Annotated in this window: 19 protein-coding genes and 1 pseudogene; 13 read left to right on the top strand and 7 right to left on the bottom strand. The window is 36.8% G+C overall.

The genetic code is table 11. From position 1 onward, the window contains the following. Positions 1–314: 314 nt before the first annotated feature. From PB1_RS03875 to PB1_RS03860, 4 genes and pseudogenes are all read left to right on the top strand, one after another. Complete coding sequence (locus PB1_RS03875; RefSeq protein WP_003350869.1) at positions 315–794, top strand: GNAT family N-acetyltransferase; 480 nt, start codon at positions 315–317, stop codon at positions 792–794. A 336-nt stretch (positions 795–1130) separates the two neighbouring features. After that, positions 1131–1313 carry a DUF4937 domain-containing protein gene (locus PB1_RS03870; protein ID WP_003350868.1) on the top strand — a complete coding sequence of 61 codons (183 nt, stop codon included), beginning with the start codon at positions 1131–1133 and terminating at the stop codon, positions 1311–1313. Positions 1314–1631: 318 nt separating this feature from the next. After that, positions 1632–1952 (top strand): annotated as a pseudogene (locus tag PB1_RS03865) (antibiotic biosynthesis monooxygenase family protein); the annotation flags it as partial. 693 nt (positions 1953–2645) lie between these two features. Beyond that, entirely contained in the window at positions 2646–3152 is a 507-nt protein-coding gene (locus PB1_RS03860) for a DoxX family protein (RefSeq protein WP_003350865.1), read from the top strand. Between the two features lie 436 nt (positions 3153–3588). On the opposite strand, the gene PB1_RS03855 is transcribed toward PB1_RS03860, so the two are convergent. The 3 genes from PB1_RS03855 to PB1_RS03850 all read right to left on the bottom strand — a co-directional run bounded on the left by PB1_RS03855 (position 3589) and on the right by PB1_RS03850 (position 4980). Then, a complete protein-coding gene (locus tag PB1_RS03855; protein WP_003350864.1) occupies positions 3589–3780 on the bottom strand; it encodes a YfhD family protein in 192 nt (63 codons plus the stop codon). 95 nt (positions 3781–3875) lie between these two features. Continuing rightward, positions 3876–4001, bottom strand: a complete 126-nt coding sequence (locus tag PB1_RS16810) for a YfhE family protein (RefSeq protein WP_003350863.1) — start codon at positions 3999–4001, stop codon at positions 3876–3878. Between the two features lie 70 nt (positions 4002–4071). Continuing rightward, positions 4072–4980, bottom strand: coding sequence for a TIGR01777 family oxidoreductase (locus PB1_RS03850; protein ID WP_003350862.1), 909 nt, complete (start codon positions 4978–4980; stop codon positions 4072–4074). Positions 4981–5077: 97 nt separating this feature from the next. Here PB1_RS03850 and recX point away from each other — a divergent pair, with 97 nt between their 5' ends. Then, positions 5078–5899: a recombination regulator RecX gene (gene recX / locus PB1_RS03845; protein WP_003350861.1), complete on the top strand. Its 822-nt coding sequence runs from the start codon at positions 5078–5080 to the stop codon at positions 5897–5899. Positions 5900–6081: 182 nt separating this feature from the next. Further along, the gene (locus PB1_RS03840; protein ID WP_003350860.1) at positions 6082–6402 is read left to right on the top strand and encodes a YfhH family protein; all 321 of its coding nucleotides are present in this window, start codon (positions 6082–6084) and stop codon (positions 6400–6402) included. Between the two features lie 267 nt (positions 6403–6669). Here PB1_RS03840 and PB1_RS16805 read toward each other — a convergent pair whose 3' ends face one another. Together PB1_RS16805 and PB1_RS03835 are read right to left on the bottom strand one after the other, a co-directional pair. Further along, positions 6670–6828 (bottom strand): YpzG family protein, encoded by a 159-nt coding sequence (locus tag PB1_RS16805; RefSeq protein ID WP_003350859.1) that lies wholly within the window; start codon positions 6826–6828, stop codon positions 6670–6672. 18 nt (positions 6829–6846) lie between these two features. Continuing rightward, positions 6847–7020 (bottom strand): small, acid-soluble spore protein K, encoded by a 174-nt coding sequence (locus tag PB1_RS03835; protein WP_003350858.1) that lies wholly within the window; start codon positions 7018–7020, stop codon positions 6847–6849. A 130-nt stretch (positions 7021–7150) separates the two neighbouring features. Between PB1_RS03835 and PB1_RS03830 the strand changes: the two genes are divergently transcribed. After that, on the top strand, positions 7151–7420 hold the full coding sequence (locus PB1_RS03830; protein ID WP_003350856.1) for a YfhJ family protein: 270 nt from the start codon (positions 7151–7153) through the stop codon (positions 7418–7420). Positions 7421–7537: 117 nt separating this feature from the next. On the opposite strand, the gene PB1_RS03825 is transcribed toward PB1_RS03830, so the two are convergent. Further along, positions 7538–8518, bottom strand: a complete 981-nt coding sequence (locus tag PB1_RS03825; protein WP_003350854.1) for a metal-dependent hydrolase — start codon at positions 8516–8518, stop codon at positions 7538–7540. Positions 8519–8600: 82 nt separating this feature from the next. On the opposite strand from PB1_RS03825, the gene PB1_RS03820 reads away from it, so the two are divergent. Beyond that, positions 8601–8909: a hypothetical protein gene (locus PB1_RS03820; protein WP_003350853.1), complete on the top strand. Its 309-nt coding sequence runs from the start codon at positions 8601–8603 to the stop codon at positions 8907–8909. A gap of 49 nt (positions 8910–8958) precedes the next feature. Beyond that, the gene (gene mutY / locus PB1_RS03815; RefSeq protein WP_003350852.1) at positions 8959–10068 is read left to right on the top strand and encodes an A/G-specific adenine glycosylase; all 1110 of its coding nucleotides are present in this window, start codon (positions 8959–8961) and stop codon (positions 10066–10068) included. A 27-nt stretch (positions 10069–10095) separates the two neighbouring features. On the opposite strand, the gene PB1_RS03810 is transcribed toward mutY, so the two are convergent. After that, positions 10096–10320: a hypothetical protein gene (locus PB1_RS03810; RefSeq protein WP_003350851.1), complete on the bottom strand. Its 225-nt coding sequence runs from the start codon at positions 10318–10320 to the stop codon at positions 10096–10098. Positions 10321–10438: 118 nt separating this feature from the next. Between PB1_RS03810 and fabL the strand changes: the two genes are divergently transcribed. The 4 genes from fabL (at position 10439) to ntdP (ending at position 12944) form a co-directional block, all read left to right on the top strand. Continuing rightward, complete coding sequence (gene fabL, locus PB1_RS03805; protein WP_003350850.1) at positions 10439–11188, top strand: enoyl-[acyl-carrier-protein] reductase FabL; 750 nt, start codon at positions 10439–10441, stop codon at positions 11186–11188. Positions 11189–11271: 83 nt separating this feature from the next. After that, positions 11272–11490 (top strand): gamma-type small acid-soluble spore protein, encoded by a 219-nt coding sequence (locus PB1_RS03800; protein WP_003350849.1) that lies wholly within the window; start codon positions 11272–11274, stop codon positions 11488–11490. A 362-nt stretch (positions 11491–11852) separates the two neighbouring features. After that, positions 11853–12104: a YgaB family protein gene (locus PB1_RS03795; RefSeq protein WP_003350848.1), complete on the top strand. Its 252-nt coding sequence runs from the start codon at positions 11853–11855 to the stop codon at positions 12102–12104. A 309-nt stretch (positions 12105–12413) separates the two neighbouring features. Continuing rightward, positions 12414–12944, top strand: coding sequence for a nucleoside tri-diphosphate phosphatase (ntdP, locus tag PB1_RS03790; protein ID WP_003350846.1), 531 nt, complete (start codon positions 12414–12416; stop codon positions 12942–12944). Positions 12945–13004 lie beyond the last annotated feature (60 nt).

Below are 13004 nucleotides of genomic sequence, written 5' to 3'. Positions count from 1 at the left end.
AACCTTTTCCATCTTCATATTCAAAGAAAACACTTGGTAATACTCTATTTTGTAGTTTTCTTGCAATTTCCTTGTTTTTTATATATTTAAGGTAGACGGTAATAAGCAATATTCATCCATTTCATTAAAAACCTTTTTCATTCGTTTGCTGGTGCCGCAACTCGGAATCGAAGTAATTTTCATAATTTGTGGTGAAGCTCGCTTCACGGCAACTGGACAGTTTAACGAATAAGCTATTAACTTGAGAAAGAATGATTTTACTGGAAATATCTTCACATGATAAAATTCTATTAAAAAGGAGAGTGGTGGCGAAAATGGACCATATCCCAACTATATGGAAAAAAGATGACTTTTCAATTTCTACTGAAAAAAGTCACTTGGATATGGATGTAATATTTAATTTCTTGAATAAGGAATCATATTGGGCAAATGGAATCCCTATAGAAATTGTTATGGAATCAATTAAAAATACTCCTCTATGTTTTGGAATTTATAAAGGAGACCCAACAATTGGTTCAGCACAGCTGATCGGCTTTGGTAGAGTTATTTCAGATTTATCTACGTTTGCATATTTAGCTGATGTTTTCGTTCTAAAGCCTTTTCGTGGGTTAGGTTTATCAAAATGGTTAATGAGTATAATTAAAGAACATCCCCAGCTTCAAAGAGTCCGTAGATTTATGTTGGCAACGAACGATGCACATTCTTTGTATGCACAATATGGCTTTGAACCATTGGATAATCCATCGACTATTATGCAGATTGTTCGTAAAAATATATATCAGATTCGTGAGTAGTCACGGTAGCGGAGTTAAACAGCTCTATTTTTTGTTTATTTTTCTAACAAGGTTTGATAGTTGAATAAAATAAGTACAAAGAACGATTACCTTATTATTAATAAGTGGCTTATCATTAGGCCGATATTCAACAATTAACGATCAAAAAGATTAATTTGATTTTGGGGGAGATAAGGGAACAGAATGAAATATCATTCTTTCTCTTAATCTCTATATCCTGTTATTATGTAAGGCATTAATAAACTCCTGTCAAAATCAATATAAATATTTGACAAATGTCAGTTAGAATAATGATAAATTATATTTTTGATAAAATTTATTTTTGGTGGTCCGAAAATGCTGATCAAATGGATTATGTGCAATGTACCTGAAAATAAAAAAGAAATGTTTTCTCAGGCACAAGAGCAATGGGCTGTTCTGAAAAGCTTGGATGGGTTTTTAGGACGAGTTGGAGGTTGGGATACAAATAATACTTTAAAAGCCGGAATTAGTTGGCGACGAAGCATGTATATTTATTGAGTTCTCGGCTGGCACGAATTACTACAACGGCTAACCGCCACGACATAAATTACAGTACTCTTGTGATACACGACTGGTTGCAAGCTGCGTTCGGAAATCGTATAAATAAAGTTAAACTGTTTAGAAAAAGATGAATTGGAAAACCCGTTTTAAATAAATTCTTAAAACGGGTTTTTATTGTGCTGAATAGAAAGTATTGTTAGAACTTCATATGGAATTGCTCGAGTTAATAAGAGAAAATGCAATTCGACGAAAGCATATATTTTGAATGTGTTTAAATTTAAACAAAAATAGTTAACTTAATGGGGGATAAATATTATGAGTGGATTTGCTAAAACTCCTGAACCACCGTATTTTGCAGTAATTTTTGTTTCACAGCGAACTAAAGGTGACAGAGGATATGCGAGAATGGCCGAGAAAATGCTAGAGTTAGCCTCTAAACAGAAGGGCTTCTTAGATGTGGAAAGTGCACGTGTTGAGGGATTGGGAATTACTGTTTCATATTGGGACTCATTGGATGCAATAAAGAATTGGAAGGAAAATTCAGCTCATAAGGTTGCACAAGACAAAGGAAAAATAGAGAGGTACAAAAATTTTGCATTAAGAGTTTGCAAAGTAGAGAGAGACAAATTTTTCGAAAAATTATACAACGTACAGCTTCTACTAATTGGTACTAACTACAAAAAGGGTATCGTCTTTTTCTCATTGAATAAACGAAGCAGGATTATTGAATGGCTATTTCTTGAATTTTGTTGCTTTAATACGAACAAGAGGAGGAGGGATAATCATTCAGCCCCCATCTTCCCGAATCCTTCACCAAATTTTATGGAGTGAAGTGTGCCATAGGAAGCCCAACTATCCCTACAGGAAGGTATGAATAAAATGCATTAAATATGTTCCAGATAAATTTCGCATAAAGTAGTTCATGATCGATAAAACTTATTCAGATATTTATCCACAACTAAAAATTAATTTTTTGCAATATTCCACAAGTTTTTCCACATTACCAACAGTTCGAAGGGAGTTTCCCATGTTATTTTACAATCCTTATTTTATAAAGGATTGAGAGGTGCGCCAAATATTTATCCACTTTATCCACAACCCAGTGAATGAATGTAGTTCATAGATTGTTTAAAATCAAAACATTTTTTATGGAAAAATTGTGAAATCCATGGTTTCTCAATAGGGAATGGAGTATATTATTAGTGAAGGAAGATAGTGAAACAATTCACAAATAACAATTAATCTTTCTTCAAAAGCTGGCTGGCTTTTTTTAAAAAATTTTTCGATTAATTTGTGAATCAATTCACAAAATATTGGAGATGATAATCCATGAAATGGTGGAAAACCCCGAAAGCAGCAGTAGCGTGGACATTTTTAAGAATCTGGTTAGGTATCCAATGGATTGAAGCAGGTTGGCATAAAGTAGCAGGTGATTTTGATGCAAGTGGATTTATGGCAGGTGCAATTGCGAAAGCAGGAGGCGAGCATCCTGCGGTGCAAGGCTGGTATGCGGCGTTTCTTGAAAACATCGCATTGCCGAATGCTGGATTATTCAGCTCCTTGGTAGAATGGGGAGAAATTTTAGTATGTATCGGACTTATCCTTGGTGCAGCAACTACTCCGGCTTTAATTGCAGGTGCATTTATGAATCTGAACTTCTTAATGGCGGGGACAACAAGTACTAATCCAATACTGTATACAGTTGCAATCATTCTTCTATTCACAGGAAGTGGCGCTTACTACTGGGGCGTTGACCGCTTTGCCATTCCATATATAAAAGATCGTATGCATAAAGGCGGGCACGGGAAAGATAAAAAAGCAACATTGAGTCATTAAGTTGCTTCATAATTTGAGTATTATTGAAAAAGCAGGGATCATCTTCCTGCTTTTTTTATGGTTAGGGAATTGTTATGAGCCGTTATTTTTATTTATGAGCCCTTAATTTCATATATGAGCCTTTATTTAGATATAAGAGCCTTTATTTTAAAATATGAGCCGTCATTTAAATAAATGAGCCTTTATTCAGATTTATGAGCCTTCATCCCAGTATATGAGCCTTCCACGTGATACAGTCATGAGCCTCCATCCCAACATATGAATTATCCGCACCTCAGCATCTGTTCTGTCGTATTTCCCATATGACCTTTTTAGACAGAACCTTTTCCAGTTACTCCCGGAAGTTTGTTGATAAATAAAAGAAGGAGAGCCGCCCGCTGATTATAGTGCAGCTCTCCTTCATAATACCAAACAAAATTCTTGGCGTGAAAGGTACCTATTGATTTTTTGTTTTTTCTTTAACACGCTGGTTTGCTGCATTTGCCCGAGCAAGAGCTTCCATATCTTCCTGATCAGCCAGTTCGATCGAAAACTCTTCGTCTATACCATCTGATTTAAGGTTTTTTGGAACTTGTGGAAGTGATGCTTTGTTTTTATCTCTTGTTCTTTGGCCACGTCCCCGACCCATTTTTAAAACCCCTTTCGGACAAAAAGTACGGAAAACAAAAGCTTTCCGTACTGATATCATTTGCTTTATAAGGGGCATGTATAATTGGTAAATGCTTAATGTTTTCTTCCTCTTTCAGTAAAACCGCCTGCACGATCTGCCATTTTAAATTCACGTTTATATGTAACCTCTTGAGCGCTTGACAGTGTACTTTTCATTTTTTCTCTTTTCTTCTTTTCCATTTTTCAACCATCCTTTCATTGTGCTAATTTCTTTTCCTAGTTTTTCCTTATTCGAAAGGATTCATACAGATCATTGATAAATATCGGTTAATGCATTTTTTAATTCAGGAAAAAGAAAGGTAAATCCGTTTTCTACCAGTTTTTCCGGCAAAACCTTCTGGCCTTCAAGGACAAGTATGCTCATTTCTCCTAAAAGCAATTTTAATGCAATTTCGGGAATCGGCAGCCAGTGAGGACGATGAAGAACAGTACCAAGCGTTTTTCCAAACTCTTTCATTGTGACAGGATGTGGAGCAGTAAAATTAACAGAACCTCTAAGCCGCTCATTTTCTATACAGTATTGTATTCCTCTAATAACATCTTTAAGATGAATCCAAGATACCCATTGTTCTCCGGATCCGACTGTTCCACCGGCAAATAATTTATAAGGTAAAGCCATTCTCGGCAAGGCGCCGTCATTTTTATCCAGAATTATGCCAAAACGGCATAAAACTGTTCGTATACCAAAATCATAATAGGCTTTTATAGCCGTATTTTCCCACGCATGAACCGTTTCTGCCAAAAAATCATTACCTGTTTCTTTTGATTTTTCTGTGAAGATTTTCTGATTGGAGATGCCGTAAATTCCTACTGCACTTGCATTAATAAGGGTAGTTGGCTTTTTGTCTAATTGGCTGATTATGTTGAGAATGCTTTCAGTAACGTGCAATCGGCTATTTTTTATTTTCTTTTTCTGTTCGGCCGTCCATCTTCCGCTATTAATCGACTCACCTGCAAGGTTTATGATAACATCTGTTCCTTCTACGTCTTTTACAGGGTTGTCTCCTTCATTGAGCCATTGGATAAAGCGGCAGTTTTTACTATTATCTTTTTGATCGGCGTTGCGAGTAAGGACAAGTATTTCATGTCCCTCTTTTGCCAATTCAGCCGCCAAAGCTTTTCCGACAAATCCGGTACCGCCGATTATCGTAATTTTCATTTACTTCGCCACCTTCTTTTTCTTTAAGGTTAAATTTACGATATTCGGCTAAAGAAAACCTTTTTTTATATGGTACATTTAAATAGAGGTGATTTTTATGGCTGTGATTACGAAAATAACCGTCCAGCAAAAAAATCAAGAACGTTACAATATATATATGGATTTTGGCAAAGGCGAAGAATATGCATTCAGTGTTGATAAAGATACATTAATAAAATTCAAGTTAAAAAAAGGGTTTGAAGTGGATCCGTTTCTTTTGACAGAAATCCAATATCAGGACGATATCCGAAAAGGATATCATCTTGCGATAAATTTTTTGGCGAAAAGTATGAGGTCAGAAGGAGAAGTCCGAAATTACTTAGCTGAAAAAGAGATTGATGAGCCGATTATTAAAGAGGTTATTTTAAAACTATACGAATACAAATTTTTAGATGATCGAGAGTATGCGAAGGCATATGTCAGAACACAGAAGAATACAACTGATAAAGGGACTGAGCTAATTCGCAAAGGATTAAGGGAAAAATGGATTGGAGAAAATTTGATTGAGGAAGCCCTGAACGAATACTCTTCCGAAGAGCAAATAGACACAGCAGTGAAAGTGAGCGAAAAATTTCTTTCTAAAAATCGTCTTGAATCGGAAAGAACATTAAAATTAAAACTTGAACAGCTGCTATTAAGAAAAGGTTTTTCCATCGATGTGATTCAAGCTGTTCTGCGTGAAGTAAATTTTGATAAAAAGGAAGAAGAGGAAATGGCTGCAATACGGCATCATGGTGAAAAACTAAAACGAAAATACAATAAATTTACAGGATATGAGTTTGAACAAAAAATGAAACAGGCATTATATAGGAAAGGCTTCTCCATTGATTTAATCGAACATTATTTGAGTGAATTAGAATTATCTGATAATAAATCTTGACAGAGGAAGTCATGATTTTTTATCGGAGTTGATTTTGATTGTTTCCTTTTCCATCTCACCATGATCAGTTCAGCAACCTCTTTTAGAACGGAGCAGGCTTCTTTATTTATTTCTTAAATTTCAATATATTGAAAATAAGCAACTAATAAATAAAAACACAAGCAGCACCAAGGAGTGAAACAATGCAGCAAAAGCGTTATAGTGAAATGTCTGAATATGAATTGAAACAGGAGATAGCAAAACTCAATGAAAAAGCGCGTAAAGCGGAACAAATGGGCATGGTCAATGAGTTCGCTGTGTTGGAAAGAAAAGCTGCCATGGCAAAGTCATATTTATTAAATCCTGAAGATTTTAAGCAGGGGGAAATTTACCAAATTGAGGGCGATCCTGGAGCGTATTTCAAGATTAATTATTTAAACGGTGTTTTTGCTTGGGGATACAGATTAAGCGGAACTGGCAAAGAAGAAGCACTTCCTATTTCGATGTTAAAAAAATTAGAATGAGGCTGTCTCATAAGGGTCTGACCCAATGTGCATTTATCAATATATAGCACATTTATGCAATATATGTCGTATATATTGTGTTATGGGGTCTGACTCTAAAGCTTTTGAGACAGCCTCAAACATGTGATAACTAAAAGCTTTCGCTTTTCCAATGTCTTGAAGCGACAAGTTCCGGCTTATCTAGACGTCAGCTACGGAAATTGGGATTTCCTGTAGGAGAAGCTTTTTGCTTGTCGGGGCTATTCAAGTCGCTTCCGCTTTTCGTTATTACGATTGTTTTCTTGTTTGACGTTGTAAAATAATAGTTTTCTGCGTTAGTTGGGTTTCGCCGTTTACTTGAGAATAGGCATGTTTTGGATTATACCATGGAGCCGCAAACGAACTGGAATTAGAATTGTTGTCAAAATTTTTTTTTATATTTCTCATTGTGTATCCACCTCACCTTTAGGACAATTCGGCTTTATCTTTGTTTCGATGGGAAGAAGCATTCATCCGTTCTTGCGGATGTGTATTAATTGATCCATCTGCTCTTGTAGAGGCATATTCAGCTTTCGCTCGAGGTTCACCCTCTAATTTGATCGTTTTTGGAGTTGGATAATTCCTTGCTTTATTCCGCATTTGAAACCCTCCCAAAGACAGTTTGCAACGCGATTTAACAAATCATGAAATTTGCTGCTCACGTTAACAATAGTATTTGATGGAGACAGTTAAGATAAAACGCTAAATAAATGGTAATGGGGTGACTCATTTGAAGGATTATCAAGAAAGGCTTGCAGAAATATTAGCAGAAAAAAATCCGCATTTAACATATGTACAAGCTTTAACATGGGTTGAGCTGCTTTGGGATGATTTTGAAACGACATATGCCAAAGCAGGAAGGGAATATAAAGGAAGCGAGATGACCAACAGAATTGTCCGGCAGTGGATCGAAAATTACGGAGATCGGCTGCATGAATTTGTTGCAAGAAATCCAAAATATAAGCATTTGCTTGAGTTGGGGCAAAAAGAGGTTCATTAATAATTAGGGGCCAGGTAATCTTTAAAGTGCCTGGCCTCTCTTTTTAACACTTTAAAGCGATGAGGGTCTGGCCCTCAATGCGTTAATGCGTTAAAGTGGTGAGGGCCAGACCCCGATCTATCCGTGAATAATGTCGAGCTTTTTTCTCAGCTTTTCCTCACTGAAAATCCAACCTGTATAGGAACGGAGAATTTTCAAGTTTTTGTCAAGCTGTACGACAGCAACAAAAGGATAATGTCCGTTGCTTCGGTAGCGCAAGTCGATAAAACGAACCTCATAATAATCGTCATATTCATCAAGTTCCCACCGGTAAACCGGTGAAAACGAAAGAAAAGCGGAGAGGTTTTTATCTTTTTTGGCAGCTTGCAAAACAGGAGATTCTGGAATGGGCACCCGATTGAACCGGTCAAAAATGGAGACTTGGTTTTTATAAGCTACTCCCACAAAAAATTGGTGTTTATTCATGACAGCTATCCGCCATTGATGGAATCTCATCGTTGGTGCTATGATAATTTCCGTTGCATCAGGCACCACTTTTTTCACAGCTTTTAGGATCATTTGTTGGTACTGAAAACGGATGATATAGTACACAAGAATTACTGCATAGATAGCAAGAAACGTGTAACCCGGATGTGCGCCTAACGCCCATAGTAATAAGCCCATTACATGAATGGAGAAAATAAACGGATCGAATGTATTAATAATCCCCAGTGCGACCCATTTCGACGAAAAAGGACGCAAAGCTTGTGTTCCGTAGGCATTGAATATGTCGACAAAAACATGAAGGAAAACAGCAGCAAATGTCCAAATCCATAAATGAAGCAAATTAACGTCAGGGAAAAAAGGATAAATAAGTGCAACAATGGCAATAGGCCACATGAGAACAGCTGGTATTGAATGTGTAATTCCCCGGTGATTTCGGATATAAACAGCATTATTTTTGAGCTTTAATAAAGTATCTATATCAGGAGCCTGGGAACCGATGATAGTGCCGATTAATACACTGCTAGCTGTCGCTGTGTTTTCCATTACAGCAGGGTCAAGAGTAGACAGTCCGCCGAGTGCCAGTCCCATAACTACGTGAGTGCCTGTATCCAAGAGGAAAATGCCTCCTTTTAAAATTAGTCATAGTGAAATGTATGTCGATTTAATCAAAACTGTATCAAAGGAGATGTAAATATTGAAAAATCAGCTCCAAATGATTGTTTATTATCAGGTTAAAGATTCCTATTTTTCTCAATATAAAGAAGCAATGGATCAAATAGTTGCTTTGCTGCCCTCGTTTGGAGCGGCGGAAATTAAATGGCGGCAGATTGATTCAGACCCTTATCGTATAGTTGAATCTTTCCTTCTTCCCACTGAATCACACTATTTTGCTTTAAAAAAGCTGAGAAAATCAAAGTACCATACTGTTTTCGGCTGCCTTGACAGATTCATTTCCGGAGGGCTGCAGAAAGTAGAGTGTTGTGCTTTAATAAAGGAACTGTAATATAATATGTCCATCTTTCAGTAAAGATTAACATCTTGGAGGAACGAAAGTGTCAAAAATACATTTAGAAACGATTGAGAAAATGGATATTAAATCCTTTCAGCAAGACTTAATCAGCTGGTTTGAAAGAGAACAACGGAATCTTCCATGGAGAAACGAGCGGGATCCATATAAAGTCTGGGTTTCCGAAATTATGCTTCAACAGACGAGAGTAGAAACAGTGATTCCTTATTATAACCGTTTTATAGAACAATTCCCAACGATTGATGCTCTTGCGGAAGCAGATGAAGAAAAAGTATTAAAAGTCTGGGAAGGGCTCGGCTACTATTCAAGGGTTCGAAACTTGCAGGAAGCTGTTAGAGAAGTTAAGGAAGTATATGGCGGAAAAGTGCCTGATACACGAGAAGAGATTGCATCGCTTAAAGGTATAGGGCCATATACAGCCGGAGCTATTTTAAGTATAGCATACGGTGTACCGGAACCGGCAGTTGACGGAAATGTAATGAGAGTATTATCAAGAATTTTAACAATTTGGGAAGATATTGCAAGACAGGCGACCAGAAAAATTTTCGAAGAGGCCGTCAGGATGCTGATTTCGCATCAAAATCCTTCTTACTTTAATCAAGCTCTAATGGAACTGGGGGCGATGATTTGCACTCCTACTTCTCCATCATGTTTGCTTTGCCCGGTTAGAGAACATTGCCAAGCCTTTCATGAAGGCGTTCAAGAAAACTTGCCGGTAAAAACGAAAAAGAAGAAGCCAAAAAATGTTCAGCTTGCTGCTGCTGTGCTTACAGATCAGGATGGAAACATTCTTATTCATAAACGGCCAAGCTCCGGCTTGCTCGCTAATCTTTGGGAGTTTCCAAATACTGAAATCAATCTAACAATAAAAAATGACAAGCAGCAGTTATCGCAGTTTCTTAAAAGCGAATACGGAGCAGATACCATTATAAGAGAACCAATCGGCCAAATTGAACATGTTTTTTCACATGTAGTGTGGAATATTAACGTGTATAAAGGCACTATATTAAATAATCTAAAACAAAATAACGATTTAAGACTCGTCTCGCCTGATCATCTCAAGGAATTTGCATTTCCTGTCTCTCATCAAAAAATGTTTATGCAATTTTTAGAATCAAAAGGGAAAACGCTTTAGCTTAAGCGTTTTCCCTTTGATGAACGATCAATCGAAAGAGGTTTTCGTTCCATGAGAATAATCTGCTTCTGTACGTTCAAGTCCACCGCGCCGTTCAATTTCTTCTACAATTTCATGATGGATTGTCTGTCCTTCTGCATTTAAATAAGGCATGATCTGCTGAAGCGAATGATGAAAGAAGGCCAGTTCACTGTTTTTCCATTCCGTTTTCGGCATCATTGAAAGCTCGGTCATATTACGGCCAATATACATGGCAAACACCCTTTCACCATATTTTTATGATCTAAAACTAGTTTTTTTCGAACATTGTTTTCTATACATGGAAAAGTTAAAATATAAACAAAACTTGTGAAAAGAAAGGATTTTTGATATGAGTCAAAAAGTGGCCTTAGTAACAGGAAGCAGCCGCGGAATCGGCAAAGCAACTGCACTGCGGTTAGCAAAAGAAGGGTATGATATTGTTATAAACTATGCAAGAAGCAAAACAGCAGCACTTGAAACGGCAGGCGAAATCGAGCAATTAGGCAGGAAAGCGCTCGTTGTAAAAGCAAATGTTGGTGACGTTGAGAAAATTAAAAATATGTTTGAACAAATTAACAACGAATTTGGCAGACTCGATGTTTTTATCAATAATGCAGCTTCCGGAGTGCTCCGTCCGGCGCTGGAGATTGAAGAGTCTCATTGGGATTGGACAATGAATATCAACAGCAAGGCTTTATTGTTCTGTGCCAAGGAATCGGCCAAATTAATGGAAAAAAGCGGGGGCGGCAAAATCGTTAGCATCAGTTCGTTAGGATCCATTCGCTATTTGGAAAATTATACAACTGTCGGTGTTTCAAAAGCGGCTTTAGAAGCCTTAACAAGATACTTGGCGATTGAATTAGCACCAAAAAATATTGTTGTCAATGCAGTATCCGGAGGAGCGATTAATACGGATGCTTTAAAACATTTTCCAAATCGGGAAGAACTTCTTAGGGAAGCAAAAGCAAAAACGCCTGCTGGCAGAATGGTCGAAATTGAAGACATTGTGAATACAATCATGTTTTTAATTTCAGATGAAGCTAGCATGATCAGGGGCCAAACGATCATTGTAGATGGAGGAATCTCCCTGTTAGTTTAATTTTAACTGGTTTATTTCTGTATGAAAATGTCGAATAATTTCCGCCACGAATGGATAGATTAATGTTCGTGGAGGTGATTACAATGGCAAACAATCAACAGCCAAACAAAACGAAAGCTGGTACTAACATTCAAGAAGTAAGACAACAAAACGCTCAGTCTGGTCAAAGCCAAACAGCTGGCCAAGGACAATTCGGCACTGAGTTTGCAAGCGAAACTAATGCTCAACAAGTAAGACAACAAAACCAACAAGCTGAAGCGAAAAAGGCACAAAATTCCGGCCAATCCGGACAAAGCAGTTAATAACAAAATAACAAAAGTATTGGAGGCTGACCAATAAGTGCCCGGTGCCCGTCTGCAATTACTAATATAGAAACAATGATCATGTTTCTATATTAGTAATTAAGGTGCCTGGCTCGAGTCAGCCTCTTTTTTATGATTTTTTTCAAAATTTTTCTTCCTTTATAAAAGAAGTTTTTTTTTAATTTTTCTGAATTTACTCTTCTTTTTTCAAAATTTCCGTTATTTTTTCCAAAAAAATATCTTTTGTGAAGGTTAATAAACGATTCGACAAAACTTCCTCTCCATCAACATAACTAGATAAAGGAGTTTATGAGCTATCCACGAATAAATAAATTGAACAAAATAATGGGACGGTGATTGATATGCAGATGTTTAACCGTTTAGTAAATGAACAGATGAAAACAATGGAGAAGTTATTGTATTTACAGAGAGAACTTGAGCGCTGCCAAGAAATTGAACAGGAATTAATGATCATGCAGGAAGAAGCCGAACTTGAAAGCATTCAAATGGAAATAGCAAGAATGAAAAAGGAACTGAAGGAAATACACAGAATATTTGAACTGCAGACAGAAGAGGTTATTCGGTCATATCAAGCTTCAAAAATTACATGTTAATGTAAGTTTTTGTTTTCAATGTCTCAAGACTATCCTTTGTCAAATATCAAAAGATATTTTTGAAGGGTCATTGAAAAATGGCTCTTTTGTTTTAAATTCTTTATTTAACCGTTATAATAATATAGAATAGGAATCGTTCTTTGTTGTTTTTTTCGATTGTTTTCCTTGTATACAAGAGCCTCAAATTTAGAAACATTCGAAGACCAATCGGAATTTTTTCCATCTGCCAGATTTACACGTTCAGGTGACTGGACGTATCTACTTGTATAGTTTGCAAAAGCGTCCGGGATGAAAGTAGGGGAGATAAAAATGGGCGTACCCAACGAAGGTGAATCAATCCAAATTCAAAGTTATAAGCACAATGGGCACATCCATCGCGTCTGGGAAGAAACAACTGTTTTAAAAGGGACGCAAAATATTGTTATTGGCGGAAATGACCGTTCAATGGTTACAGAAGCAGATGGAAGGACTTGGATTACTAGGGAGCCTGCCATTTGTTATTTCCATTCACAGTGCTGGTTTAATATTATTGGAATGATCCGGGAAGATGGAGTTTATTATTACTGTAACTTAAGTTCACCTTTCATATATGATAATGAAGCGTTAAAATATATTGATTATGATTTGGATATTAAGGTATTTCCCGATATGACATTTCATATATTGGACGAAGATGAGTATGAGCGTCACAGAAAAGAAATGAAATACCCGGAAGTGATCGACCAAATTTTGAAAAGAAATGTTGCCAAACTGATCCGGTGGATCCGCCAGCGAAAGGGTCCATTTTCACCAGATTTTATTGATATTTGGTATGAACGCTATTTGACATACAGACGCTAATTTGGATGAGTCCTAAATCGCTGCCTGTTGATGCCGATTCAACAGGTTTTTTATGTGTAT

The sequence above is a fragment of the Bacillus methanolicus PB1 genome (assembly GCF_000262755.1).
GTDB lineage: Bacteria > Bacillota > Bacilli > Bacillales > Cytobacillaceae > Bacillus_Z > Bacillus_Z methanolicus.
This window is presented reverse-complemented; position numbering and strand designations above follow the sequence as displayed.